At 68.7% G+C, this 23,333-nt stretch carries 25 protein-coding genes and 1 pseudogene; 9 read left to right on the forward strand and 17 right to left on the reverse strand.

All coding sequences use genetic code 11. The features are described from left to right. Nucleotides 1-92: 92 nt before the first annotated feature. On the reverse strand, nt 93-1,349 hold the full coding sequence (locus tag Q7J39_RS11650; RefSeq protein WP_304824687.1) for an adenosylmethionine--8-amino-7-oxononanoate transaminase: 1,257 nt from the start codon (nt 1,347-1,349) through the stop codon (nt 93-95). Between the two features lie 134 nt (nt 1,350-1,483). Between Q7J39_RS11650 and Q7J39_RS11655 the strand changes: the two genes are divergently transcribed. Together Q7J39_RS11655 and Q7J39_RS11660 are read left to right on the forward strand one after the other, a co-directional pair. Beyond that, nucleotides 1,484-2,419 carry a hypothetical protein gene (locus Q7J39_RS11655; RefSeq protein ID WP_304824690.1) on the forward strand — a complete coding sequence of 312 codons (936 nt, stop codon included), beginning with the start codon at nt 1,484-1,486 and terminating at the stop codon, nt 2,417-2,419. Between the two features lie 67 nt (nt 2,420-2,486). Further along, entirely contained in the window at nt 2,487-4,031 is a 1,545-nt protein-coding gene (locus tag Q7J39_RS11660) for a PAS domain-containing sensor histidine kinase (RefSeq protein WP_304824693.1), read from the forward strand. An 11-nt stretch (nt 4,032-4,042) separates the two neighbouring features. Here Q7J39_RS11660 and Q7J39_RS11665 read toward each other — a convergent pair whose 3' ends face one another. Both Q7J39_RS11665 and Q7J39_RS11670 read right to left on the reverse strand, forming a co-directional pair. After that, nucleotides 4,043-4,837 carry an enoyl-CoA hydratase/isomerase family protein gene (locus tag Q7J39_RS11665; protein WP_304824696.1) on the reverse strand — a complete coding sequence of 265 codons (795 nt, stop codon included), beginning with the start codon at nt 4,835-4,837 and terminating at the stop codon, nt 4,043-4,045. Nucleotides 4,838-4,892: 55 nt separating this feature from the next. Continuing rightward, the gene (locus tag Q7J39_RS11670; RefSeq protein ID WP_304824699.1) at nt 4,893-5,420 is read right to left on the reverse strand and encodes an isochorismatase family protein; all 528 of its coding nucleotides are present in this window, start codon (nt 5,418-5,420) and stop codon (nt 4,893-4,895) included. On the opposite strand from Q7J39_RS11670, the gene Q7J39_RS11675 reads away from it, so the two are divergent. After that, nucleotides 5,419-5,967 (forward strand): GNAT family N-acetyltransferase, encoded by a 549-nt coding sequence (locus tag Q7J39_RS11675; RefSeq protein ID WP_304824702.1) that lies wholly within the window; start codon nt 5,419-5,421, stop codon nt 5,965-5,967. The two genes, Q7J39_RS11670 and Q7J39_RS11675, sit on opposite strands and share 2 nt — an antisense overlap. Before the next feature lie 56 nt (nt 5,968-6,023). Here the strand turns inward: Q7J39_RS11675 and Q7J39_RS11680 are convergent, their stop codons facing one another. The 4 genes and pseudogenes from Q7J39_RS11680 to Q7J39_RS11695 form a co-directional block, all read right to left on the reverse strand. Then, entirely contained in the window at nt 6,024-6,680 is a 657-nt protein-coding gene (locus Q7J39_RS11680; protein WP_304824705.1) for a DUF2971 domain-containing protein, read from the reverse strand. A 102-nt stretch (nt 6,681-6,782) separates the two neighbouring features. Next, nucleotides 6,783-6,947: pseudogene (locus Q7J39_RS11685) on the reverse strand (OmpA family protein); the annotation flags it as partial. Nucleotides 6,948-7,379: 432 nt separating this feature from the next. Continuing rightward, on the reverse strand, nt 7,380-7,745 hold the full coding sequence (locus Q7J39_RS11690) for an endonuclease domain-containing protein (protein WP_304824710.1): 366 nt from the start codon (nt 7,743-7,745) through the stop codon (nt 7,380-7,382). Nucleotides 7,746-7,789: 44 nt separating this feature from the next. Continuing rightward, the gene (locus tag Q7J39_RS11695; RefSeq protein ID WP_304824713.1) at nt 7,790-9,352 is read right to left on the reverse strand and encodes an ATP-binding protein; all 1,563 of its coding nucleotides are present in this window, start codon (nt 9,350-9,352) and stop codon (nt 7,790-7,792) included. A gap of 150 nt (nt 9,353-9,502) precedes the next feature. On the opposite strand from Q7J39_RS11695, the gene bioF reads away from it, so the two are divergent. Both bioF and bioD read left to right on the forward strand, forming a co-directional pair. Then, nucleotides 9,503-10,654 carry an 8-amino-7-oxononanoate synthase gene (bioF, locus tag Q7J39_RS11700; protein WP_304824716.1) on the forward strand — a complete coding sequence of 384 codons (1,152 nt, stop codon included), beginning with the start codon at nt 9,503-9,505 and terminating at the stop codon, nt 10,652-10,654. Beyond that, nucleotides 10,651-11,310 (forward strand): dethiobiotin synthase, encoded by a 660-nt coding sequence (gene bioD, locus Q7J39_RS11705; RefSeq protein ID WP_304824719.1) that lies wholly within the window; start codon nt 10,651-10,653, stop codon nt 11,308-11,310. The genes bioF and bioD overlap by 4 nt, the downstream gene beginning before the upstream one ends. Here bioD and nhaA read toward each other — a convergent pair. Beyond that, complete coding sequence (nhaA, locus tag Q7J39_RS11710) at nt 11,296-12,483, reverse strand: Na+/H+ antiporter NhaA (protein ID WP_304824722.1); 1,188 nt, start codon at nt 12,481-12,483, stop codon at nt 11,296-11,298. The genes bioD and nhaA overlap by 15 nt on opposite strands. Before the next feature lie 82 nt (nt 12,484-12,565). Here nhaA and Q7J39_RS11715 point away from each other — a divergent pair, with 82 nt between their 5' ends. Next, nucleotides 12,566-13,978: a protein adenylyltransferase SelO gene (locus Q7J39_RS11715; protein ID WP_304824725.1), complete on the forward strand. Its 1,413-nt coding sequence runs from the start codon at nt 12,566-12,568 to the stop codon at nt 13,976-13,978. On the opposite strand, the gene Q7J39_RS11720 is transcribed toward Q7J39_RS11715, so the two are convergent. The 3 genes from Q7J39_RS11720 to Q7J39_RS11730 all read right to left on the reverse strand — a co-directional run bounded on the left by Q7J39_RS11720 (nt 13,975) and on the right by Q7J39_RS11730 (nt 16,475). Continuing rightward, a complete protein-coding gene (locus Q7J39_RS11720) occupies nt 13,975-14,853 on the reverse strand; it encodes a DMT family transporter (protein WP_304824728.1) in 879 nt (292 codons plus the stop codon). The genes Q7J39_RS11715 and Q7J39_RS11720 overlap by 4 nt on opposite strands. After that, the gene (gluQRS, locus tag Q7J39_RS11725; RefSeq protein WP_304824731.1) at nt 14,850-15,689 is read right to left on the reverse strand and encodes a tRNA glutamyl-Q(34) synthetase GluQRS; all 840 of its coding nucleotides are present in this window, start codon (nt 15,687-15,689) and stop codon (nt 14,850-14,852) included. Before gluQRS ends, Q7J39_RS11720 begins: the two co-directional genes overlap by 4 nt. 156 nt (nt 15,690-15,845) lie before the next feature. Further along, on the reverse strand, nt 15,846-16,475 hold the full coding sequence (locus Q7J39_RS11730; RefSeq protein ID WP_304824734.1) for a TetR/AcrR family transcriptional regulator: 630 nt from the start codon (nt 16,473-16,475) through the stop codon (nt 15,846-15,848). Between the two features lie 767 nt (nt 16,476-17,242). Between Q7J39_RS11730 and Q7J39_RS11735 the strand changes: the two genes are divergently transcribed. Both Q7J39_RS11735 and Q7J39_RS11740 read left to right on the forward strand, forming a co-directional pair. After that, nucleotides 17,243-17,803 (forward strand): HNH endonuclease, encoded by a 561-nt coding sequence (locus Q7J39_RS11735; protein WP_304824737.1) that lies wholly within the window; start codon nt 17,243-17,245, stop codon nt 17,801-17,803. Nucleotides 17,804-17,897: 94 nt separating this feature from the next. Beyond that, nucleotides 17,898-18,593, forward strand: coding sequence for a hypothetical protein (locus Q7J39_RS11740; RefSeq protein ID WP_304824740.1), 696 nt, complete (start codon nt 17,898-17,900; stop codon nt 18,591-18,593). A gap of 16 nt (nt 18,594-18,609) precedes the next feature. Here Q7J39_RS11740 and Q7J39_RS11745 read toward each other — a convergent pair whose 3' ends face one another. After that, the gene (locus tag Q7J39_RS11745) at nt 18,610-19,260 is read right to left on the reverse strand and encodes a 2-hydroxychromene-2-carboxylate isomerase (protein ID WP_304824743.1); all 651 of its coding nucleotides are present in this window, start codon (nt 19,258-19,260) and stop codon (nt 18,610-18,612) included. Nucleotides 19,261-19,342: 82 nt separating this feature from the next. On the opposite strand from Q7J39_RS11745, the gene Q7J39_RS11750 reads away from it, so the two are divergent. Beyond that, nucleotides 19,343-19,723, forward strand: a complete 381-nt coding sequence (locus Q7J39_RS11750) for a hypothetical protein (protein ID WP_304824746.1) — start codon at nt 19,343-19,345, stop codon at nt 19,721-19,723. On the opposite strand, the gene Q7J39_RS11755 is transcribed toward Q7J39_RS11750, so the two are convergent. The 5 genes from Q7J39_RS11755 to Q7J39_RS11775 are packed head-to-tail and all read right to left on the reverse strand — an operon-like array spanning nt 19,720 to nt 23,233. Continuing rightward, a complete protein-coding gene (locus tag Q7J39_RS11755) occupies nt 19,720-20,913 on the reverse strand; it encodes an MFS transporter (protein WP_304824749.1) in 1,194 nt (397 codons plus the stop codon). The two genes, Q7J39_RS11750 and Q7J39_RS11755, sit on opposite strands and share 4 nt — an antisense overlap. Next, nucleotides 20,910-21,554 carry an N-acetyltransferase gene (locus tag Q7J39_RS11760; protein ID WP_304824752.1) on the reverse strand — a complete coding sequence of 215 codons (645 nt, stop codon included), beginning with the start codon at nt 21,552-21,554 and terminating at the stop codon, nt 20,910-20,912. The genes Q7J39_RS11755 and Q7J39_RS11760 overlap by 4 nt, the downstream gene beginning before the upstream one ends. Continuing rightward, a complete protein-coding gene (locus Q7J39_RS11765) occupies nt 21,551-22,114 on the reverse strand; it encodes a demethoxyubiquinone hydroxylase family protein (RefSeq protein WP_304824754.1) in 564 nt (187 codons plus the stop codon). Before Q7J39_RS11765 ends, Q7J39_RS11760 begins: the two co-directional genes overlap by 4 nt. Continuing rightward, nucleotides 22,111-22,626 carry a disulfide bond formation protein B gene (locus Q7J39_RS11770; RefSeq protein ID WP_304824757.1) on the reverse strand — a complete coding sequence of 172 codons (516 nt, stop codon included), beginning with the start codon at nt 22,624-22,626 and terminating at the stop codon, nt 22,111-22,113. The genes Q7J39_RS11765 and Q7J39_RS11770 overlap by 4 nt, the downstream gene beginning before the upstream one ends. Nucleotides 22,627-22,654: 28 nt before the next feature. Continuing rightward, a complete protein-coding gene (locus Q7J39_RS11775) occupies nt 22,655-23,233 on the reverse strand; it encodes a YqaA family protein (RefSeq protein ID WP_304824760.1) in 579 nt (192 codons plus the stop codon). Nucleotides 23,234-23,333: the final 100 nt, after the last annotated feature.

Raw genomic sequence — 23,333 nt, forward strand, 5'->3', positions numbered from 1 at the left:
CATCCCGGCCGCAGCGAAGCGGAGAGCCGGGACCGAGGGGCCACATCCAGTCCCCTGGGTCCCGGGTCTCCCTGCGGTCGCCCGGGATGACGTCAGGAGGCTCGGACCACCTCACAGATCGCCCCGGTCAGCCGGGCCAGTTCCGCGTCCGAGGTCACGAAGGGCGGGGTCAGGTAGACGACCTTGCCCATGGGGCGGATCCAGCAGCCGCGCTCGGCGAACTTCACGCAGAGGTCACCGGACTCCACGGCCGTCTCGAACTCCACGACCCCGATGGCGCCCAGGGTGCGGACATCCACGACGCCGGGAGCCTTTCGGCAAGGCTCCAGCCCCTCCACGAGCGCCGCGTTGATCCGCGCCACGTCCGTTTTCCAGCTGCCGCTCTCAAACAGGTCCAGCGACGCATTGGCCGCCGCGCAGGCCAGCGGGTTGGCCATGTAGGTGGGCCCGTGCATCAGGGCCGCGCCGGGATCGTCGGACCAGAAGGCCTGAAACACCTTGCGGCTGGCGATGGCCGCCGACAGCGGCAGGGTGCCGCCGGTCAGGGCCTTGGACAGGGTTACGATGTCGGGGATCACGCCCGAGCCCGAACAGGCGAACAGGTCGCCGGTCCGCCCGAAGCCGGTGAAGATCTCGTCGAAGATCAGCAGCAGGCCGTGCTTGTCGGCCAGCCGGCGCAGGGTCGCCAGCACCCTGTCGTCGTGCAGCAACATGCCGCCGGCGCCCTGCACCCGCGGCTCGACGATCAGGGCGGCGATCTCCGGCCCCTTCTCGGTGAGCAGCCGATCCAACGCCGCCTCGCTCTCGGCGTCGCGGGGCAGGGCGACCACGTGCTGGGCCGGCATGACGCCCGCGAACAGGCCATGCATGCCTTCCTCGGGATCGCAGATGGTCATCGTGGCCAGGGTGTCGCCATGATAGCCGCCCAGGAAGCTGACGAACTTCGTCCGACCCGCCACGCCCCGGTTGATCCAGAACTGCAGGGCCATCTTCATGGAGATCTCGACGGCCACCGACCCGCTCTCGGCGAAGAACACGTGATCCAGGTCTCCGGGCAGCAAGGCGGCCAGCCGCGCCGCCAGCCGATAGGCCGGTTCGTGGGCCAGGCCGCCGAACATCAAGTGCGGCGCCCGTTCCAGTTGCTGTGTGACCGCCGCCCGGATGTGGGGATGGTTGTAGCCGTGGCAGGCCGTCCACCAGCTGGCGATGCCATCCACCAGCTCGCGTCCGTCCTCCAGGATGATCCGCGCGCCGTGCGTCCGCGCCACCGCCAGCGGCGCCGGGGCGGTCTTCATCTGGCAATAGGGCCGCCAGACATGGGGCGCGCCGTCCGTGAGCCATTGGGGCATGGGGGGTATCCTCTGCGGGGTCGCCAGGGTCGTAGTGAGCGCCGCCCGCCCCTGGCAAGCCACCAACCTCCCACACCACAACCCCTGATACCCACATTGTGTACCCGGTCCCCGACGCAGCCTAAGTTCACCCGATGATTCACCCGCCTCAAGATTCGGCTTCCTCGGCGCTCGACAGCCGTCGACTGACCGCCCGGCAGAGCGCGGAGTATTTCCTCAACATCGTGCGGCTGCTGGACCACGCCGTCGACCGCGACCTGGTCACCACGCTCACCTTCCTGTCCATCGCCCGGGCCAACATGCGCAACTTCACCATGGATCCGGTCCGGGCCATGCGCTACGCCGCCATGGACGCCGTGCCGCCCGACAGTGAGCGTACGCCGGTCACCGTCTACGCGATCGCCAAGGAACTGGGGATTCCCTACGAGACGGTCCGCCGGCACGCAGCCAAGCTGCGCAAGGACGGCCTGTGCGAAAGCGTCCCCGGCGGGCTGATCATCCCCAACACCGCCTTCCTTCACCCCGGCATGCTGGAGGCTGTGCAGGCCCATTGGAGCCTGACCCAGGACCTGGTGAACACCGCTGGCGGCTACGCGGCCGTGCCGTCCGTGCCGCCCCCGGGGGATGTCAGCCGCCAGGTGGTGCGCCTGGGGGTCAACTACTTCCTGGACGTTATCGCTCTGATCGGACGTACCCTTGAGGTTGACGCCCTGGCCGCCCTGGTCATGCGGGCGGTGTCCTTCGTCAATATCGAGCAGCACGCCTACGATCCCAGCGGCTATCCCGACATCCCGGTCGGCCCGAGGGACAGCGAGCGGGAGCCGGTCTCGGTCTATGCGGTCGCCAAGACCCTGAACCTGCCCTACGAGACCACGCGGCGCCACGTCCGCCGCCTGATGGAGCGCGGCCTGCTGGAGAAGTCGGGCGCCGGCGTGATCGTGCCGGAGAAGGTCAGCGCCCGGCCGCAGGTCCTGGCCGGCATCGGCGAACTGACCGCCCGCACCGAGGCCTATCTGGCCCGGCTGGCCGAGCTCGGCGTGCGCCCCGGCGCCCCGCCGCCCGCCGCCTAGGTCAGGTCATGGCGGACGGAACCTTGTCCGCCCTCGTCCGTTTCTGAGCGGTTGAGGGGGCGTTTAGATGGACAAGGGACCGGCGGCGGTCACGGACGAGAGCCGCTACAGGCTGCTGATCGACGCCATCACCGACTACGCCATCTACATGCTGGACGCCCAGGGTCGGGTGACCAGCTGGAATCCCGGCGCGCAGCGCTTCAAGGGCTATGTCGCCGCCGAGATCATCGGCCAGCACTTCTCTCGCTTCTATACCGAGGAGGACCGCGCCGCCGGCCTGCCCGACCGCGCCCTGGCCAGGGCCGTCGGAGAGGGGCGCTACGAGCAGGAGGGCTGGCGGGTCCGCAAGGACGGGACCCGGATGTGGGCCCACGTGATCATCGACCCGATCCGCGACGACGCGGGCCAGGTGATCGGTTTCGCCAAGATCACCCGCGACATCACCGAGCGCCGGGCGTCGCAGGAGGCGCTGGAGACCGCCCGCGAGGCCCTGCTGCAGTCCCAGAAGCTGGAGGCCATCGGCCAGCTGACCGGCGGCGTCGCCCACGACTTCAACAACCTGCTGATGGCGGTGCTGGGCAGTCTGGAACTGGTCCGCAAGCGCCTGCCGCACGATCCCCGCATCACCCCGCTGATCGACAACGCCATGCAGGGCGCCCAGCGCGGCGCGGCCCTGACCCAGCGCATGCTGGCCTTCGCCCGCAAGCAGGCGCTGAAGCTCGATCCGGTCGATCTGGCGGCCCTGGTGCGCGGCATGACCGGTCTGCTGCAGCGGTCCCTGGGTCCGGCCATGCGGATCGAAACCCGTTTCCCCCGCGGTCTGGCCCTGGTGCTCACCGACCCCAACCAGCTTGAGAACGCCCTGCTGAACCTGGCGGTCAACGCCCGCGACGCCATGCCGGATGGCGGAGCCATCCGCATCGAGGGGCTGCCCCAGACCCTGGCGGCCAATTCCGACGTCGGGCTTCCGGCCGGGGACTATGTGCGCCTCACCGTCTCCGACACGGGCCACGGCATGGATCCCGAGATCCTGGCCCGCGCCGCCGAGCCGTTCTTCACCACCAAGGGGATCGGCAAGGGGACGGGGCTTGGCCTCTCCATGATCCACGGCCTGGCCGAACAGTCCGGAGGCCGGATGGTGCTGCGCAGCCAGGTGGGGGAGGGGACCACCGTCGAACTCTGGCTGCCCCAGGTGGCGGACGGCGAAGAGCGCCAGGTCTTCGTCGGAACCGGCGCGGCCCAGGAGATCCACCCGATCGGACCCCTGACCGTCCTGGCCGTGGATGACGATAGCCTGGTGCTGCTGAACACCGTCGCCATGCTGGAGGACCTCGGCCATGTGGTTTTCCCGGCGATCTCGGCCCGTGACGCCCTCGCCGCCCTCAAGCGTGAGGCGATTGACCTGGTGATCACCGACTACGCCATGCCCCAGGTCACCGGCCTGCAACTGGCCGACGAGATCCGCGCCAGCCATCCGGGCGTCGCGGTGATCCTGGCCACCGGCTATGCCGAACTGCCGGTGGGCTCCGATCCCAACCTGCCGAGGCTGGCCAAGCCCTTCCTGCAGGAGGACCTCGCCCGCGCCCTGCAGGAGGTGACGGCGCGCGGCTGACCGCGCCGCGTCTAGCGCCCGGTGAACACCGGCTTGCGCTTTTCCAGGAAGGCCGCGCGGGCCTCCTTGCCGTCCTGGCTGGAAAAGGCCCGGCCGATGTTGGAGACCTCGTAGCGAAGCTGCTGCTCCATGTCGTGGCTCTCGGAGGACTTCACCATGCCGCGCTTCAAGAGCCGCAGGGTGATGGGAGACCACTCGCACAGCGAGGCGCAGTACTCCGCCAGCCGGGCGTCGAAGCCGGCGGGATCCACCACCTCGCCGGCCATCCCCCAGTCCAGGGCCTCGGCCCCGGTGACGGTGCGGTTCTCCATCATGAAGCGCATGGCCTTCTCATAGCCCATCACCTGCGGCAGGGTGATGGTCAGGCCCGCGTCCGGCGAGCCGCCGATCCGCGTGTAGCCGGCCATCAGCCGGGCGTTGGAGCTGATCAGCCGGACGTCGGTGGCCATGGCCAGGCCCAGGCCCGCGCCCACCGCCACCCCGTTGATCCCGCCCACCACCGGCTTGTCGCAGCGCTTGCGGATCGACAGAAGGAACTGGCCGACCCAGCTGATGTCGTCCAACTGGGCGGTCATCGCCGGATGCGGGGAATAGGGCGGCGCGCCCGACAGGTCCAGCCCCGCGCAGAAGGCGTCGCCGGTCCCGGTGATGGCCACGACCCAGACATTGTCGTCCTTGGCCGCCTCGTCGACGGCGGCCACCACGCCCCAGGCCAGCTCCTGGCTCAGCGCGTTCTTCTTCTCCGGCCGGTTCAGCGCGATCGTCCGCACATGCCCGTCGTCGGAAACCTTCACCAGCGCGCCCATGCCGCCCTCCCTGATCTCTGTTGTTGGGGGCAGGCTAGCACTGATTGCGGCAGGGTCAGCCCCCCGTCAGCTCGGCGGTGGAAACCACCCGCGCGCCGGCCTCGGCGAAGGCGCCGTTGTGCCGGGCGATGATCTGCGGCGCGGTCTCGCCGGCCCAGTCCCAGGTGCCGTGCGCGTCAGCCACCACGGTGACCTTCAGCCCCGCCGCCAGCGCGCCCTTCACGGTGGCGGCCACGCACTGGTCGGTCTGGGCGCCCAGCAGCACCACTTCGCCCGCGCCCTGGGCGTCGATCCAGGCGCCCAGCTGGGGATTGCTGAAGGCGTCGCCGACGCTCTTGCTGAAGGTGGGTTCGTCCTCGGCCTGGCCCAGGGCCGGCCACACCGGCCAGCCGGGCTTGCCGGGCGCCAGACCGTCACCCGGCTTGCCGTCGTGCCGCACGAAGGCCACCGGATGGCCTGCCGCCCGCGCCCAGGCCATCACCGCCCGCGTCCGCGCCACCAGGGTGTCGGCGTCATGCAGCGGCGGCTCGTTCACCCCGTCGAACATGCCGGTCTGAAGGTCGATGATGAGGATCGGGGTCATGGCCAGACCATATCGCGGCGCCCCCGGTGATCAAGCGCCACCGTCGCGTGACACCGCCCCCGGCGCCATGCACCTTCGCCTCATGACGCCCACCCTCGCCTCCGAAGATCCCCGCGCCCCGGACGTCGCGGAGATGCTCGCTGAACTCGCGGCCTATCTGGAAGACCTCTATCCCGAGGACGAGGACGACCCGCCGGCCCCCTGGACCACAGACAGCCTGGCGGCCTTCGGCGCCTTCCTTGTCGCCCGCATCGACGGCGTCCCCGCGGCCTGCGGCGGCCTGGCCCCCATGGAGGATCCGCAGACCCTGGAGATTGTCCGCATGTACGTCCGCCCCGCCCACCGCGGCCTGGGCCTCGCCGGCCAGATACTGGCGGCCCTGGAGACGGAGGCGCGCGCAAGAGGCGCCACGACGCTCCTGCTCCGCTGCGGCCCGCGGCAGCCCGCGGCGCTCAAGCTTTACGCCCGCACCGGCTACACCCAGCGCGCGGCCTTCGCGCAGCACCGGGAGCACGAGACGAACGTGTTTCTGGAGAAGGGGCTGTAGGTGGAGAAGCGAGCAACGAGAACACGGCCCGCGAGAGTGTGTGGCATACGGCTCGGCTAATCCCAGAGATCTGCCTTTCTCTGCCGGATGACATTGAACGACCTAAAGGCCAGTCTTGCCTTTTCCGTCGCCACCTCACCAGCGAGGTCTCCAAGGGCATCAGCCAAGGCGGCTCTCTTGATGGTGCATTGAGCGCCAATAATTACTTCGGTCAGCCTCATCTCGTCGTCGAATGGATGAAAATAAAGCGCCCCTTCGGTCTGTGCGACCTCAAGGTCCATGAACATCCTGATCTCGCGCTCGTAACGCCAGTGCGAATACTTCGTGGATAGCAGCTTGAGGACCGCGCCCTCTCCCATCTCAGCGCGATTGAGTGCTGGGGTGATGAGGTCTGGATGCAACTTCGCCTGGTAGGTAACTGGCATCAGAAATTTTTCGGGTATGTCGAACCCTAAGCACAACCCTGTGTGATGGTGGGCGTAGTGGCTCCACTGGACTGGATTTCGCCAGCTGGTGCTAAAGCAAAGCAGTCCGACCTTGCTCGCGATGTCCCTCCTCCATTCGCCAATTGCCCAACGCTTGTGAGCGGTACTAAGGACCATCGCCCTAAGTTCGAAGGGATCGTTGAGATCCTCAATGGTCGCGATCTTGAGCCGGCGTCGCTGTATGTTTTGAAGCCCATATCCAGCATTGACGAAGTGATAGACACGCATCGTCGCGACTCGCTCCCACCAAGCGACTGTGCATCCGATGGGACGAAGTGACGACCTCCCCCCACACGGCGGCCCGCACCCTGGCCGCCGCGCCGTCGCCCGCTAGCTGAGGTCCACGATGGCCACGCGGCGGTTCTGCGCCCGGCCTTCGGGGGTGGTGTTGTCGGCCACTGGGGTGGCTTCGCCGTCGGAGATGGTGGCCATGCGGTTCAGGGCGACGCCCTGCTGGCTCATGTAGCGCCGCACCGCCTCGGCCCGGGCTTGGCCCTGGGATCCGGGACCTGGCGCTGGACCGATTTGCTGGCCGCGCATCGGTGACAACACCGCTCACCCCGGCGACGGCCGGGACCCAGAGTCATCATGGACCTTCGATCAGAACCCCGTTCGTGTCGTTCGTGAGGTTCGTGGTTCCATTCTTCCAGCGGCGACGCCGCGGAGGCCCATGAGATTGACCACGAACCTCACGAACGACACGAACGGTGGATCAGACCTGAGCACCTGAGGTGAGTTCAGGTCCCGGTCGATCAAGTGAAATCCTTCTCCCCTTGCGGGAGAAGGTGGCCTTGCGGAGCAGGGTCGGATGAGGGGTCGATAGACCTATCGGGCTAGGACGTTTCAAAGTGAACGGAGAGGGGAGCGCGACCCCTCATCCGACCGGTCGCTGACCGGCCACCTTCTCCCGCAAGGGGAGAAGGGTATCTAGGATTCAGCCAACGGACCCGACAGGTTGGGCGGTTCGCCCAGAGCCCTGCGGATATCATCCATCGCAAGCTCCGGGTGCTCGTTGATGCGCGTGTTGTCCAATCGCAGCACGCGAAACCCCTGACGCCCCAGCCAGTCATCGCGGGCGATGTCGCGGATCGCGTCATGCAAAGGCCCGTCAGCCTCGACAATGAGCCGCCGTTCAAGGCAGACGAAATCGACGACATAGGGCCCGACCGCGACCTGTCGGCGGAACTTCTGGCCGTCCAGGCGGCGGCCTCGCAGCAGGTCCCACAGCCTGACTTCAGTGTAGAGCGCTCTTGCCCGCAGCGCCCGAGCGCGGGTGGGTTTGGAGGCTGGCATTGGACCAGCTTGCCGCAGGAGCTCACCCGCATGCAACGCCCCCGCTACCCCACCGCCTCCGCCCCGACCCGCTCGAACACCGCCTCGATGCCGTCCATCAGCAGGTGGGCGGTGATGGGTTTGGCGATGTGGTGGTCGGCGCCGGCGGCCATGGCGTCGCGGCGGTGCTGGGTCATGGCGTTGGCGCTCAGCATGATCACCGGGGTCCGCGGCCCCCCGCGCCGCCGCTCCTCGTCGCGCAGGGCCATGGTGGCGGTCAGGCCGTCCATCACCGGCATCTGCATGTCCATCAGCACCAGGTCGAAGACATCGACCTTGAAGGCGGCCAGGGCCTGGGCCCCGTCCTCCGCCACGGTGATCTGCGCCCCCAGCGGCGCGAGGATCAGCTGCACGACCTTCTGGTTGATGGGGTGGTCCTCGGCCAGCAGCACCCGCAGGGCGTCGACCCGGGCCAGGGGCGTCTCGGCGGTATCGTTGGCGGGCCGCGCGTCATAGTCGGCCAGGTCGCGGACCCGGGGCAGGGGGAAGGTCGCGCGGAACAGGCTGCCGCGCCCCGGTTCCGAGCTGGCGGAAATCTCGCCCCCCATGATCTCGACGATGGCCTTGCAGATCGACAGGCCCAGGCCCGTGCCGCCGAACCGCCGGGTGATGGTGGCGTCGGCCTGACTGAAGCGCTGGAAGAGGTTGGCGGCCGCCTGGGCGTCGAAGCCTACCCCGGTGTCGCGCACCTCGCAGGTGATCAGGGCCGGGGCGTCGCCCTCCTGAGTCAGGCTGACCCGCAACCGCACCCCGCCCTGGTCGGTGAACTTCACGGCGTTGGAGAGCAGGTTGCCCACCACCTGCTTCAGGCGTGTGGCGTCCCCCAGGAACTCGCCCCGCGCCGCCTCGTCGAAGTCGGCGTCGAAGGTCAGGCCCTTCTCATCGGCCTTCAGCCGGTTGATGTGCAGCACGCCTTCCAGCGCGTCGGCCAGGTCGAAGGGGGCGGCCTCGATCTCCAGTCGGCCGGCCTCGATCTTCGACAGGTCCAGGATGTCGGAGACCAGCCGCTCCAGGGTCAGGCCCGAGGTCTCGATCAGCCCCACCATCTCCCGCTGGCCGGGGGAGAGCTCCGATTGGGCCAGGGCGGCGGCCACCCCGATCACCCCGTTCAGCGGCGTGCGGATCTCGTGGCTCATATTGGCCAGGAAGTCGGTCTTGGCCTGGTTGGCGGCCTCGGCGGCGGCATGGGCCGCCTTCATCTCGGCTTCGGCGGTCAGCCGGTCGGTGACGTCGCGGGCCACGGCGAACACCTGGTCCCCCGACAGCCGCGCCCGCCACTCCAGCTGCCGATAGCGGCCGTCCTTGTGGCGGTAGCGGTTCACGAAGCCGACGATCGAGCCGTCCGCATTGATGGCCTGCATCAGGTCGGCCGTGGCCGCAACGTCGTCCGGGTGGATCAAGGGCAGCAGCGGCTTGCCCACCAGCTCCTCGGCGCTCCAGCCCAGCACCGCGGTCCAGGACGGGCTGACCCGCACGAAGCGGCCGGCCATGTCGCGGATGCACAGCATGTCCAGCGACACATCGAAGAAGGTCGAGAGATCGTCGGCCAGCCGGGGGACAGATGACATGGGCGGGGGACTCCGGGCGGAATACTATGCCACGACCCAATATGGGGCGACGCCGTCAATCACGAGTAAATTTTGGCGTCTGATATGTCACTATCTTGTGGGCCGATCACGCCTTCCCCGCGCCCGCCGCCCGGTGCATATCGGCGCCCCATGACCGACAGCCTCACCGCCTTCGCCGCCGAGAAGCTCGATCAGCTGGAGGGCCGCAGCCTGCGCCGGCGGCTGGTCCCCACCGACCGGATCGACGGGCTCTGGGTGGAGCGGGGCGGGCGGCGGCTACTGTCGTTTTCCTGCAACGACTATCTGAACCTGTCGCACCACCCGGCGGTGAAGGCCGCCGCCGTCGCGGCGGTCGAGCGCTACGGCGCGGGCGCCGGGGCTTCGCGGCTGGTGACCGGCGACCATCCGATCTTCGCCGAGCTCGAGGCCCGGCTGGCGGCCCTGAAGGGCAAGGCGGCCGCCTGCGTCTTCGGCTCCGGCTACCTGGCCAATACCGGCATCATCCCCACCGTCATGGGGCCAGGCGACCTGATCCTGGCCGATGAGTTGGCCCACGCCTGCATCTGGTCGGGCGCCCAGCTGTCCGGCGCCACGGTGCTGGCCTTCCGCCACAACGACATGGCCGACCTGGCGGCCCAGCTCGGCGCCCATCGCGGCGCCGCGGCCCGCTGCCTGATCGCCACCGACGGGGTGTTCTCCATGGACGGCGACCTGGCCCCGCTGGATCAGATCAGCGACCTGGCCCGCGCGCACGACGCCTGGCTGCTGGTGGACGACGCCCACGGCCTGGGCGTGGTGGGGGAGGGCGGCGCAGGCTCGGGCTCGGTCTATCCCACCGCCCACATCGATCTGGCCATGGGCACCTTCTCCAAGGCGCTGGGCGGCTACGGCGCCTATGTCTGCGCGAGCGCCCCGGTCATCGACCTGATCAAGACCCGCGCCCGGACCTTCGTCTATACGACCGGCCTGCCGCCCGCCAACGCCGCCGCCGCCCTGGCCGCCCTCGACGTGATCGCCGCCGACCCGTCGTTGGTCGGCCGTCCGCTGGCCAACGCGCGGCGCTTCACCCGCGCCCTGAACCTACCGGAGGCCACCTCCGCCGTGGTTCCCATCCTCATGGGCGAGGCCGACCGCGCGCTGGCTGCCGCCCAATCGCTTGAATCGCAAGGCTTCCTCGCCGTCGCTATCCGCCCCCCAACCGTCCCGGCCGGGACCGCCCGCCTGCGCCTGGCCTTCACCGCCGGCCACACCGCGCGGGACATCGACGGTCTGGTGTCGGCCATTGTTGGTCTGGCCGCATGAGGGCCGTCTTCATCGCCGGATCCCATACGGATGTGGGAAAAACCTGGGCCGCCTGCGCGATCCTGAAGGCCGCGCGCGTCAAGGGTTGGTCTGTCGAGGCCTTCAAGCCCGTCGTATCGGGTTATCTTCCATCCGTGGCCGTCACCAGTGATCCCGGACGCCTGCTGGCGGCCCTCGGTCGGGACCTGACCGACCAGGCCCTGGAGGCCATGTCCCCGCTGCGCTTCGAGGCCGCCCTGTCGCCCCCCATGGCCGCCCGGCTGGAGGGGGTGACCCTGACCCTGGCCGACCTCCTGGCCGTCTGCCGCCCGGTGTTGGAGCGGCAGACCGCCGACCTGCTTCTGGTGGAGGGCGCCGGCGGCGTGATGAGCCCGATGGCCGAGGACGCCACGGGCCTGGACCTGCAGCTGGCGCTTGGCCTGCCGACGATCCTGGTGGGCGGCGCCTATCTCGGCGGGGTCAGCCATACGCTTACGGCCCTGGAGGTCCTGCGGTCACGAGGCCTTGCGGTGCTTGGGATTGTGGTCAGCCAGAGCGCCGATCCCGACGCGCCGGACTTCCCCCAGACGGTGGCCGCCATCGCCCGGTTCGCGGGCGAGGTCCCGGTCTTGGCCGCCCCCCGCGACGACGAAACCTGGGCCTCAGCCTTGCTCTAGATTGCGCCGCGCCTGGGACCAGACCAGCAACCCCATGCCCAGGACCATGGACATCAGCGACCCCACGATCACCCCGAGCCGGACCTCGGTCTGGGCCGCCACGTCCCCGGGGCTGAAGGCCAGGGCGCCGATGAACAGGCTCATGGTGAAGCCCACCCCGCACAGCACCGCCACCCCATAGAGCTCGATCCACTTGGCCCCCGTTGGCCGCCGCGCCAGCTTCAGCCCCATGGCCAGGGCCGCGGCCCCGAACACGCCCACCTGCTTGCCCACGAACAGCCCCAGCGCCACCCCCAGGGCCACCGGGCTGAACAGCTCCTTCAGCGATAGCCCGCTGAAGCTGAACCCCGCCGCCGTGAAGGCGAACAGCGGCAGGATCAGGAAGGCCACATAGCCGTGCAGGCTGCCCATGAAGTAGTGCAGCACCCCGCCTTGGCCGGCGCGGCGCGGCTCGATCGGCACGGTCATGGCCGCGGCCACCCCGGCCAGCGAGGTGTTGATCCCGCTCTTCAGGGTGAAGGCCCAGATCAGCACGAAACAGCAGGCGTAGAAGAAGTAGGGCGCGGTCCTCCAGCGCCCCAGCAGGAACATCAGGGCCAGGGTCGATATCGCTCCCCCGAGCGCCAGCAGGTTGACCTTGGCGGTGAACAGCAGGGCGATCAGCAGCACGGCCGCCAGGTCGTCGGCGATGGCCAGGGTCAGCAGGAAAACCCGCAGCGAGGGCGGCAATCTCTTGCCCACGATGGCCAGCGCCGCCAGGGCGAAGGCGATGTCGGTCGCCGTCGTCGTGGGCCACCCCTGCGGTGATCCGCCGGCTCCCAGGTTCAGCGCCAGATAGACCCCCGCGGGGACCGCCAGCCCGCCGATCGCCGCCAGGACCGGCAGGGCCAGCCGCCGGGGATTGGACAGTTCGCCCCGCAGGATCTCGAACTTGATCTCCATCCCCACGACGAAGAAGAAGATGGCCATCAGGCCTTCCTTCACCCAGTCCGTCACCGAGCGGGTTTCGTCGAAGGCGCCCACCTGGATGGTGAACTCGTGGGAGATGAAGCCGAAATAGTGCTGTGACCACGGGGAGTTGGCCAGGAGCACCGCCGCCAGGGCGGCGACCGCCAGGATCATGCCCGAGGCGGCTTCGGTCTTCAGGAAATCGAGGGTGATGCGACGCGCCATGGTCGAGCGGTAGCATGGCTGGCGTGACCAGCGCATCACAACCACGCTTGCCGCCGACGGTTTTCGGCTCCATCTGGCGGTCATGCCCGTCTCGTCCGCCTACCGCCCAGACCCACGCCTGCCCGAGCTCGGCCCTGAGTTCGCCGACCCTGTCGCGGCGGCTGATTTTCCCCAGACCCTTCTCCGGTTCCGCAACGACCGGGCCGCCGCCACGGTCGGCCTGGACACCCTGAGCGACGCCGAGTGGGTGGCCCACTTCGGCCGCTTTCAACCGCTGCCCGGCAACCTCGAAACGCCACTGGCGCAGCGCTATCACGGCCACCAGTTCCGGGTTTACAACCCCGACCTCGGTGACGGTCGCGGCTTCACCTTCGCCCAACTCAGGGAGGTCGGGACCGACCGCCTGCTGGACCTGGGGACCAAGGGCTCGGGGACCACGCCCTGGTCGCGGGCCGGCGACGGCCGCCTGACCCTGAAGGGGGGCATGCGCGAGGTGCTGGCCACCGCCATGCTGGAGGCCCTGGGCGTCCCCACCTCGAAGTCCTTCTCCCTGATCGAGACCGGCGAGGCCCTGGAGCGCGGCGACGAGCCCAGCCCGACGCGGTCTGCGGTCCTGACCCGCCTGTCCCATAGCCACATCCGCTTTGGGACCTTCCAGCGACAGGCCTTCCTGGAACAACCGCGCGAGATCGTCCGCCTCGTCGACTACGTCATCGAGACCTACTACCCCGAGCTGGACAAGGCCCCCGACCGCACCTCGGCCCTGCTGACCGCGGTGGTGGAGCGGGCCGGGACACTGGCGGCTTCCTGGATGGCGGCGGGCTTTGTCCACGGGGTGCTGAACACCGACAACATGAACATCACCGGGGAGAGCTTCGACTACGGCCCCTACCGGTTCCTGCCGCACAACGACCCCAACTTCGTCGCCGCCTACTTCGACAGCCAAGGCCTCTACAGCTTCGGCCGCCAGCCTGAGGCGGTGTTCTGGAACCTGCAGAATCTGGGCGGCTGCCTCTCCATGGTGGGCGATCAGCAGCCCTTGGTGGACGCCCTGAACGGCTTTGCCGACGCCTATCGCGGCGGGTTGGCGGCGGCCATGTTGCGCCGCCTCGGCCTCAAGAGCCGGGGCCGGGAGTTGGACGCCGGCCTCGTCAACGCGGCCTTCACGGCGTTGGCGGCCGGGGGTGAGGGGCTGCGCTGGGAACCCTTCTTCTTTGACTGGTTCTGCGGCGACGTGGGCCGCGCAATGGCCAGCCCACGCGGCGACATCTACGGGGGCCAGCCCTTCGCCGACTTCCGCCGTCGGGTGGCCGAGACTGAGCCCGAGCGGCCCGGCCGTCTGCTCGATCCCTACTTCGCCAAGGCCGAACCGGAAGAACTGCTGATCGACGAGATCGAGGCCATCTGGGGTGGCATCGCCGACGACGACGACTGGACCGATTTCCACGCCAAGCTGGCGCGGATCGAGGCCGCCCGGAGGGCCTGGGATCTCTAGGCGGGCTTTGGCCGGCTGGCCCACTGGGCGAGCACGACCCCGGCCAGGGCCACCGCCGCGCCGACGGCGGGCCAGGTTCCCAGCAGTTCGTTGAACAGCATCCAGCCCAGGACGGCGGCCACCACGGGCTGAACCAAGACCACAACGGAAGCGGTGGCGGCCGGCAGGCGCCCCAGCGCCCAGGCGATGGAGCCCTGACCCGCGACGTGCATCAAGCCGAGGCCCGCGCAGGCGGCCCAGCCGCCCATCCCGGCGGGAATGACCTGCTCGCCCAAGCCCAGGGCCGCCAGCAGCATCAGCGGCGCCCCCACCAGGGTCGACCAGAACATGATCCGGGTCGCCGACATCGACTGCCGGGCGCTGGAAACCAAGAGGAAATAGATCGAGTACCAAACGGCGGTCGCCGCTGAGAGGGCGTCCCCCAAGGGCGGGTTCACCCCGGTCGAGCCCGCGCCCTTCGTTAAGGCCATGGTCCAGGCGCCAGCCACCGCGAAGGCCACGGCCAGGAGGAACAGGCGTCTGGGCCGCTGCTTGAGGAAGATCCAGGCGAAGGCCGTCACCAGCACCGGGGTCAGGTTGGACAGCACTGTCGCCTTGGCCACAGAGGTGTAGGCGATGCCATAGTGCCAGAAGCCGAGATCCAGGGCGAAGGCGACGCCGGCCAGGACAGCCGCCCGGGGCGCCTTGCCGATGCCGCCGCCGGCTTTCTGAGCCATGACCGCCAGCAGCGGCAGGGCGAAGACCAGACGCCAGAAGCCCGCCGCCGCTGGCCCCGTCTCCGACAGCCGAACCAGCACCGGGCCGACCCCGATGACGCAGGCGCCCATCAGCAGCATGGCCAGCGCCTTGGCCCGATCCTCTGGCTGGTCGGTCAAAATCCCATCTCCGCGCGGAGCTGCTGTGGCGTCACCTCGGCGGCCCTCAGGTCGGCGAGGGTCTGGGCGTGGTCGCGCTTGGCGTAGCGTTTGCCGTCCGGGCCGGTCAGCAGCCGATGATGGCGATAGACCGGTGTGGGAAGGCCGAGCAAGGCCTGCAGCAGGCGCTGGACGTGGGTGGCCTCGAACAGGTCCTGGCCACGGATCACGTGGGTCACCCCCTGCAGGGCGTCGTCCAGGGTGACGGCCAGGTGATAGGCGACGCCGACATCCCGCCTGGCCAGCACCACGTCGCCGCCCAGTTCCGGCCGGGCGGTGATGGCGCCGCGCTCGCCGTTCGGGCCTGAGCCCTCCTCGACAAAGGTCAGCGGACCGGCCTGGGCCAAGGCCGCCTCCAGGGACAGCCGCCAGGCGAAGGCCTCACCGGCCGCCAACCGCCGCGCCTCTTCGTCGGCGGGGAGCGGCGCGCCGCGCCAGGTCTCCATGGCGCCGTGGGGCGCGCTGGCGATGGCCTCGGCGATCTGGCGGCGGGTCCGGAAGCAGCGGTAGAGCAGGCCTCGGGCGGCCAGGGTCTCGATGGCCGCCTGGTATTCTGCGAGGTGCTCGGATTGCCGCCGCACCGGCTGCTCCCAGGTCAGGCCCAGCCAGGCCAGGTCCTTGAAGATTGCGGCCTCGAACGCCGGCCGGCAGCGGGTGGCGTCGATGTCCTCGATGCGCAGCAGGAAGGCGCCGTTCGCCGCGCGGGCGGCGTCATGAGCGGTGAGCGCAGAGAAGGCGTGTCCCCGGTGCAGCAGCCCGGTGGGGGAGGGGGCGAAGCGGGTGGTGAAGGCGGTCACGGGACAGGTCTAGAGCCCTATGATCGCCACTTCCACCTCCGCTCACCCCGGCGAAGGCCGGGGCCCAGGTCGCAGAGCGCGGCCTGGGTCGGGAATCCGGAACGCGGCGGATGTATCTGGGTCCCGGCCTTCGCCGGGACGAGCGGATTTGGGATGTTACTTGCCGTGGTCGTCGGCGAAAATCTTCATGTGCTCGAAGACGCCGCGCAGGAAGGCTTCCTCGCTGCCCAGCGCGGTCTTCAGCGTGTCGAACTGCTTGAAGGAGGCCATCTCGGCCAGGCCGTGGGCGGCGCACCAGGCGGCGGTGGTGGCGAGTTCCAGAGCGATCTCGTCGGCGGGGTCGGCGCCGGCTTCCACCAGGGTGTCGCGCACCTGACAATAGGCGCTGTCGTCCTCCATGTGGACGTGCGAGGGCAATTCCTCCTTGTTGCGCGAGCCATCGTACATGATGCGATAGAGGCTGGGGTTTTGGCGGGCGAAGACCACGTAGGCCACCCCGAGCGCGGTCAGCTTGTCCTTGACCGAATGCGCCGACTTGCGGGCCGCCGACAGCGAGTCGTTCAGCATGTCCCAGCCCTCGGTGGCCACGGCCTCCAGAAGCTCACCCTTGTCCTTGAAGTGATGATAGGGCGCGGCCGGACTGACGCCGGCCTCCCGCGCCACGGCCCGGAGCGACAGGGCCGATGGCCCCTCGGATTCCAACAGACGCCGGGCCGCGTCGATCAGGGCGCGGCTGAGGTCGCCGTGGTGATAGGGCCGGGGCTCGGCGGCTGCAGTTTCTCTCATCGCACTCACTGTAAAAGTATATCTGGACGGCGTAAAGATCATCTTGACGGCGTTCAGATCGCTGTTATCTTAGCATTGTTCAAATAACAAACGCCCCGCCTCCCCGCGGGTTCAAACTTACAAGGTGTGTGTCATGTCTCTCGCAAGCTTCGAACGCTTCTTCGACCGTATCGCCCCCGCCATCCTGCTGGTCCTGGGCCTCACCGTCGCCGCCGCCACCGCAGTGGTCGGCGCCTAGAAGACAAAGTCGATCCCTGATCGCAAGGGCCCCTCCGGGGGCCCTTTTTTATTGCGCCCTACGGCCGGCCTTACCTATGCGAAAATGCATAGCGTACACTGTAAAATGTATCTATACATTGTTCAGATGATTGCTATCTTAGCGTTGTTCACATGAACAACCCGGCCGGGGGGCTCCGGCAGATAGGAACCAAGACCATGTTTGCCGACCACGCCTTCGCCCGATTCTTCGACACCACCGTCGTCGTCGCCTTCGTCGCCCTCAGCGTGATGCTGGCCGGCGCCACCGCCATCGTCGGCGCCTAATGCTCTCCAGCGTCACCCCGCTCGTCTGACTCTTGGGTCCGAGCGGGGTGCAGGCCGCGCCGTCATGGCGATGTCTCAGAATCTCTCCTATAGTTCTCTTGCGTCGGGAATCTGGGGCCTGAAGGCTCCAACCGGTTCGCCGATAGCGCGGTTGAGAGTGAGGGCTTCGTCTTCAGTTTCCACGCGTACCCATCTGGCGCTGTAGCGCACCGGGACGACCGGCGATGAAGGTGTTGACCCACCCCCCATCCGGCTGGCCCTGCCTTGTGCTCAACGCGGACTTCAGGCCGCTCAGCTACTATCCCCTGTCGCTGTGGCCCTGGCAGGATGTGATCAAGGCGGTCTTCCTCGACCGGGTCGACGTGGTCTCGACCTACGATCAGGAAATTCACTCCCCGTCCTTCGCCATGAAGCTGCCCAGCGTCGTGTCGCTGAAGCAGTACGTGACACAGGACCGGCCGCCGGCCTTCACGCGGTTCAACCTGTTCCTGCGCGACGCCTTCACCTGCCAGTACTGCCACTCGGGCTCTGACCTGACCTTCGACCACGTGGTGCCGCGTTCGCGTGGGGGGCGCACGACGTGGGAGAACATCGTCACCGCCTGCGCCCGCTGCAACCTCACCAAGGGCGGCCGCACGCCGCAGGAGGCGCATATGTTCCCGCGCCACAAGGCGCGGCGCCCCAGCGCCCACGAACTGCAGGAACGCGGTCGCAAGTTCCCGCCGCACCACCTGCACCAGAGCTGGCTCGACTACCTCTATTGGGACATCGAGCTCGAGGCGTGAGGTCTCGCGAGACCAGCTTGGCGTTTCGCTGGCCGTCGCTAAAAGGATAGCGCCTGTTCGGGGGCGTCCCCCCAGCGTCGTCCTGGAGCTTGCGTTGTCCCTTCCGCCCACGCTGGACATCTATATCGGCTACGACGTGGCCGAGCGCGTCGCCTATCATGTGCTTAGCCAGAGCCTGATCGATCACGCGTCGCGTCCGCTCCGGATCACCCCCATCGTGCTGTCCACCCTGTCCGGGCTGCACAGCCGGCAGCGGGTGTCGCAGCAGTCGACGGAGTTCTCCTTCAGCCGGTTCCTGACCCCTTACCTCTCCGGGGGCCAGGGGTGGTCGCTGTTCATGGACTGCGACATGCTGGTCCGCGCCGACATCGCCGAACTGTTCGCCCTGGCTGATGAGCGCTTCGCCGTGATGGTGGCCCAGCACGACTACACCCCCCGCGACAGCGTGAAGTTTCTCGGCGCCCAGCAACTGCCCTATCCCAAGAAGAACTGGTCCAGCGTTGTCCTGTTCAACAATGCGCGCTGCCGGGCCCTGACCCCGGACTATGTCGACACCGCCAGCGGCCTGGACCTGCATCAGTTCCGGTGGCTGCGCAGCGATGAGGAGATCGGCGGCCTGCCGCTGGAGTGGAACTGGCTGGTGGGGGAGTACCCACCCAATCCCGCGGCGAAGATCGCGCACTTCACGCGCGGCGGCCCCTATTTCGCCGACTATGCCGACTGCGACTATGCCGACGAATGGCGCGCCGCCCGGGAGCGCACCCTCGGGGTCGCCAGCTCCGGGGCCTGAGCCGCGCCGACCGCGACTAGCGCGCTGTCAGCCCTTGCTGTTCCAGCCGCCATTTGAACTGGTCGAAGCGATCCTGGCCGAAGAACGGCTCTCCGTTGAAGGCGATCATCGGGACGCCGTAGTGGCCGGCGGCCCGCTGGGCGACCTGGGAGGCCTCGATCACCGCGTCGAGGCGTTCTGACTCGGCGTCCACCTTGGCCGCGAAGGCGGCGGGATCCAGGCCCGCCCGCGCCGTGGCCTGAGCGATGTGATCCCCCAGGTGCCAGTCATCCACCGTGCCGCCCCAGATGGTCTTGCTGACCTCGTCTAGGAACGCCAGGCCCTTGCCCTGCTCGGCGGCCAGCGCCCCCATCTGGGTCAGGCGGTAGATGTGCGGCTGTTCCTTCGGATAGGTCCGGGTGGCCATGTCCATGTAGACCGGGTCGGGCCGGGGCCAGCGGAAGGGCAGGCCCAGAAACTGCGCCTCGCGGTGGATGTCGGCGAAGAAGTAGCTGAACCAGAGCGGGTCGCGGGTGTCGAAGAACTCCGGCGTGCGCACCGCCAGGGGATAGACTGGCCGCACGTTGCAGACCACGTCGTACTCCCGCTCCAGCGCCGTCAGCCGGTGCATGATCATGTAGGAATAGGGCGAGCGGAAGGACCAGTAGAGGTCGTAGGTGAGGGTCATGGGTCTTGCCGCCTGCCGGTTTCGCTCTTTGCGTAAATAGTGGCATGTATCGCGCCACAATCAAGCGATCTGGAACTCTATCATGCTCCGTCTCCTGCCCCGCCTGCTCGTCGGCGCCCTCGGCGTGCTCGCCCTGATCGGCGCCCTGAGGATCTGGGTCGACCCGGCGGTTCCCGCCGCGACGCTCGGCCTGTCGCCCATCGGCGGCCTGGGCCTGGCCACCTTGCGGGCCGATGTCGGCGGCTTCTTCGGCGGCATGGGGGGCTTTGCCCTGGCCGCGGCGATCCGCAATGACCGGCGGCTGGTGACCGTCCCCCTGGTGCTGGTCAGCCTGGCTCTGACGGGCCGGCTGATCACGGCGGGGATGGAGGGGCTGGCGCCCGAGATGGTGCTGCCGATGACCGTGGAGGCGGTTCTCGCCGTCCTGCTGGCCCTCGGCCGCCGGACGCTTGGGACGCGCTAGCTCATCTCCTCCGGCGGCTTCACCGTCCGGAACATCAAGAGCAGCAGCAGGTCGTAGCCGATCTTCAGGCCGCCGCCGATCAGCAGGGGCCAGGCGAAGGGGCTCAGCGTCAGCAACAGGCCGGCGATCGACGGGCTGAGCGCCGAGGCCAGGCTGCGGGGCACATTGGTCAGGCTGGCGGCCGCCGCGCGCTCGGGCGGGGTGACGATGGCCATCACGTAGGAGGACCGCGCCGGCACATCCATGGCCGAGAGGGTGGAACGCACCAGAAGCAGCCCCATGGCCACCGTCAGGTTGGGCGCGAAGGCCACCAGCATCAGGCAGAGGTTAGCCGGGATGTGGGTGAAGACCATGGTGTTCACCAGGCCGATCTTCCGCGCCAACCGCCCGGAGGCGAGCTGCGAGAAGGCGGTGAGGACCCCCATCCAGAAGAACAGGGCCGACGCGGCGGTCAGCGACAGGCCGTAGTGCTGGAAGAGGTAGAGGGCCAGTAGCGACTGGACCAGGAATCCGCCGCCGAAGCTGTCGATGCTGAACAGACCTGCCAGCAGGAAGACCCGATTGCGGGAGGGGCCTAGGGGTTGGCGGGCCTTCTCTGCGTCGCTCTCCACCGCCGGCAGCCCTCGGTAAAGGACCATCACCACCAGGCCGAGGACAGCGTACAGCCCGAACATGCCGCGGGCGATGTCGAGATGGGTCCAGGCGAAATGGCGGCCCAGCTGTTCGGCCAGGCCCACGGCCAGCGCCCCGCCCGCCACCATCAGCGAGCCGGTCAGGCTGTAACGGGCGAACAGGCTGGTGCGCTCGGCGTCCGGCGCGCTGTGCGCCAGCATCGACTGCTCCAGGGGGAGGAAGGGGCTGACGTCGCCGCCGGAGGGGTTGAGGGTGCCGACGCAGCCGACGATCACCAGGGGCCAAAACCCCGCCAACCCCGCGAAGGCCAGGCCGGTCAGGCACATCAGGGCCGAGGCGCCGATCAGCAGGCGCCGCGTGCTGACCCGGTGCGCCACGGCGCCGACCGCGAGGGTAAGAGCGGCCGAGCCCAGCAGGGTAGCGGTGGTGAGCATCCCTACCTGCAGCGGGGAGAATCCCAGGGCCGTCAGATAGACCGGCAATAGCAGTGCGACGAAGCCATCTCCGAAGGCGCGGAGGCCCCGGGTGAGCAGCAGTGTGCGGGCCGGGCCGGTCACACGGCCTGGGGTTCGCGCCACATGGCCCAGGCGGGCGGGGCGTCGGCGCGGGCGCGGAACTCAGTCATCACCTCGAAGCCGTAGCGGCGGTAGAGCGGCACATTGGCCTCGTTGGAGGATTCCAGATAGGCGGGCAGGCCCGCGGCGTCGACCTTGGCCAGACCGGCCTTCAGCATCCGCGAACCGACCCCCAGTCCTTGGGCCTCCGGCCGCACGCCGAGGAACCACAGGTAGGCATGGGGCCGCTCCATGGGATGCAGTTCGTCCATGATCTTGCGCATGGCCGACAGGCGCCCGATCCGGCCCAGGCCGGTGGCATGCAGGATGGTGGGCAGGACGCGCAGTTCCTGCATCAAGCTGTTGGGGCCGAGCGCTTCTGAGGGAATCCAGATGGAGACCGCGCCACCGCCGGTGGGACGGGTCACCTCGCCGGTCGGCAGGGCGATCTCCTTGAGCAGCATCTTCATGAAGCGCAGGCGGGCGGCCTCGCGCTGGGCGTCGTCGCGCAGGAACCAGCAGAACTGAGGATCGGTGCGGAAGGCGGCGTTGAGATCGTCAGCGGCGGCGTCGATATCGGCGGGACCCGCGGCGACGGGCGCCTCGGCGCCACGGCGCAGGGCTTCGATCTCCGCGTCGGTCATAGCTTCTCGCTGATCTTGATGGCGGCCTTGCAACCCGCGTGGATGACGGCGGCCAGGATCGGATAGCCGAACGCGTCACGGGCGCCCGCCTCGACGGCGTGGTCGCGGTGCGCCAGTTCCTCGTCCCGGAACTTGGAGAGTTCGGCGGCCAGTTCGGGCTCGCGGTCGGTGAGCTCGGCGACCTGGCCGGCATAGTGCTGCTCGATCACGTCCTCGACCGCTTCGGTGCAGGCGTGGGCCGCCTTCTCGCCCATGAGGGCCGTGCCGGCGCCCAGGGCGAAGGCCGCCAGCCGCCAGACCGGGGTCATGGCGGTGGGGCGCACCCGGTGGTCGGTGAGTAGGGCGTCGAAGCGGGCCAGGTGGACGGCTTCATGGCCCTCCATCTCCGCCAGCTGGCCGGTGATGCGCTCATGGCCCTTGGAGGCGCCGAGCACCGCGCGCTGGCCGCGATAGATCTGCACCGCCGCCATCTCGCCGGCATGATCCACCCGCAGGATTTCGGCCAGGCGCGCGGCGGTGGCGCCCTGTCCGGGGCGGTGGGGAACGGGTTTGTCGCTCATGGCCGGCGCCGGTCGCGTAGCGCCGCCCAGGCGCTGTAGATCGTCAGCTTCAGCGATATCAGCGCGTTCCAACCGGCCATGGACAGGCCCAGGAACACCCAGGCGGCCTCGTCGCAGGCCGGTGGCCGGATCTTGGCGCCGCCCAGCAGGTCGGTCATGGCCTCAGTGCTGACCCCCGCCCCCGTGGACGCGCAGGTCGTGGGGCCAGGCCACCACTTCCACTCCGCCCCGGCGTGATAGACGGCGACGGCGACGCCGACCGCAAAGACCAGGGCCAGGGCTGCGTTGAACAGCCCGCGCCAGCGGGCCCCGCGTGGCAGCTTGCAGACGACGATGGCGATCAGGGCGAGGCTTCCCGCGACCCAATAGACCTCGCGGGCCCGCAGGCAGAGCGTGCAGGGGGCGTAGCCGCCGAAGGTTTCGAAGGCGTGGGCGATCGCCAGCATCAGGGCGGACGAGCCCAGAGCCCAGAAGGCCCAACGGTCGAGAACGGCGCGGATCAGCTGCATCATGGCGCGCGATATGAGCGCAAAAACCGGCTCAGCCCAAGACTTTCAGCGCAACAATGCCACCGACCAGAACGGTCAGGCCGATCACGGTGTACAGGGTCAGCCGCTTTTCGACCTCCTCGCGGACCGCCGGGCCGAAGTATTTCAGCAGGGTGGCGGTGAGGAAGAACCGCGCCCCGCGGGTCACCACCGAGGCCCAGAGGAAGGTCACGAAGGAGAACTCGGCCAGCCCCGAGGCGATGGTAACCAGCTTGTAGGGGATCGGGGTCAGACCCTTGATCAGGATCACCCACAGGCCCCACTCGTCGAACCAGGCCTTGAAGGCGGTGTCACCCTCCGGGTGGCCCATCAGGGCCAGCAGCCAGTGGCCAAGGTCGCCCAGATGGTAGCCGATGAAATAGCCGAGACAGCCGCCCAGCACCGAGGAGATCGTGCAGAGTCCCGCATAGAAGAAGGCCCGCTCCGGCCGCGCCAGCACCATGGGCGCCAACATCACGTCGGGAGGGATCGGGAAGAACGAACTCTCGGCGAAGGAGACGCCGCACAGCATCACGGGCGCGTGGCGCGACCCGGCCAGGTTCATGACCCAGTCGTACATTTTGCGAAGCATGGCGATCCGAGGAGGCTGTTCACTCGTTTGCTACCAGCGCCCGTCGCCCTTGTCTCCTGGGCTCGGATCAGGCATTTGGTTTCATATGATACTATATCTC

The sequence above is a fragment of the Phenylobacterium sp. genome, assembly GCF_030651185.1.
In the GTDB taxonomy this organism is placed as follows: domain Bacteria; phylum Pseudomonadota; class Alphaproteobacteria; order Caulobacterales; family Caulobacteraceae; genus Phenylobacterium.

What these genes read in the sequence shown, in the direction of transcription:
- Q7J39_RS11670 (WP_304824699.1), bottom strand. Translation starts at nt 5,420, where the DNA reads ATGACCCCGATCCTCATCATCGACCTTCAGACCGGCATGTTCGACGGG.
- bioF (WP_304824716.1), top strand. Translation starts at nt 9,503, where the DNA reads ATGACCGACAGCCTCACCGCCTTCGCCGCCGAGAAGCTCGATCAGCTG.
- Q7J39_RS11750 (WP_304824746.1), top strand. Translation starts at nt 19,343, where the DNA reads ATGCTCCGTCTCCTGCCCCGCCTGCTCGTCGGCGCCCTCGGCGTGCTC.
- Q7J39_RS11660 (WP_304824693.1), top strand. Translation starts at nt 2,487, where the DNA reads ATGGACAAGGGACCGGCGGCGGTCACGGACGAGAGCCGCTACAGGCTG.
- Q7J39_RS11655 (WP_304824690.1), top strand. Translation starts at nt 1,484, where the DNA reads ATGATTCACCCGCCTCAAGATTCGGCTTCCTCGGCGCTCGACAGCCGT.
- nhaA (WP_304824722.1), bottom strand. Translation starts at nt 12,483, where the DNA reads ATGGCGCGTCGCATCACCCTCGATTTCCTGAAGACCGAAGCCGCCTCG.
- Q7J39_RS11680 (WP_304824705.1), bottom strand. Translation starts at nt 6,680, where the DNA reads ATGCGTGTCTATCACTTCGTCAATGCTGGATATGGGCTTCAAAACATA.
- Q7J39_RS11760 (WP_304824752.1), bottom strand. Translation starts at nt 21,554, where the DNA reads ATGACCGACGCGGAGATCGAAGCCCTGCGCCGTGGCGCCGAGGCGCCC.
- Q7J39_RS11715 (WP_304824725.1), top strand. Translation starts at nt 12,566, where the DNA reads ATGCCCGTCTCGTCCGCCTACCGCCCAGACCCACGCCTGCCCGAGCTC.
- Q7J39_RS11770 (WP_304824757.1), bottom strand. Translation starts at nt 22,626, where the DNA reads ATGATGCAGCTGATCCGCGCCGTTCTCGACCGTTGGGCCTTCTGGGCT.
- Q7J39_RS11765 (WP_304824754.1), bottom strand. Translation starts at nt 22,114, where the DNA reads ATGAGCGACAAACCCGTTCCCCACCGCCCCGGACAGGGCGCCACCGCC.
- Q7J39_RS11745 (WP_304824743.1), bottom strand. Translation starts at nt 19,260, where the DNA reads ATGACCCTCACCTACGACCTCTACTGGTCCTTCCGCTCGCCCTATTCC.
- Q7J39_RS11695 (WP_304824713.1), bottom strand. Translation starts at nt 9,352, where the DNA reads ATGTCATCTGTCCCCCGGCTGGCCGACGATCTCTCGACCTTCTTCGAT.
- Q7J39_RS11675 (WP_304824702.1), top strand. Translation starts at nt 5,419, where the DNA reads ATGGCCAGACCATATCGCGGCGCCCCCGGTGATCAAGCGCCACCGTCG.
- Q7J39_RS11650 (WP_304824687.1), bottom strand. Translation starts at nt 1,349, where the DNA reads ATGCCCCAATGGCTCACGGACGGCGCGCCCCATGTCTGGCGGCCCTAT.
- Q7J39_RS11730 (WP_304824734.1), bottom strand. Translation starts at nt 16,475, where the DNA reads ATGAGAGAAACTGCAGCCGCCGAGCCCCGGCCCTATCACCACGGCGAC.
- Q7J39_RS11735 (WP_304824737.1), top strand. Translation starts at nt 17,243, where the DNA reads ATGAAGGTGTTGACCCACCCCCCATCCGGCTGGCCCTGCCTTGTGCTC.
- bioD (WP_304824719.1), top strand. Translation starts at nt 10,651, where the DNA reads ATGAGGGCCGTCTTCATCGCCGGATCCCATACGGATGTGGGAAAAACC.
- Q7J39_RS11690 (WP_304824710.1), bottom strand. Translation starts at nt 7,745, where the DNA reads ATGCCAGCCTCCAAACCCACCCGCGCTCGGGCGCTGCGGGCAAGAGCG.
- Q7J39_RS11665 (WP_304824696.1), bottom strand. Translation starts at nt 4,837, where the DNA reads ATGGGCGCGCTGGTGAAGGTTTCCGACGACGGGCATGTGCGGACGATC.
- Q7J39_RS11775 (WP_304824760.1), bottom strand. Translation starts at nt 23,233, where the DNA reads ATGCTTCGCAAAATGTACGACTGGGTCATGAACCTGGCCGGGTCGCGC.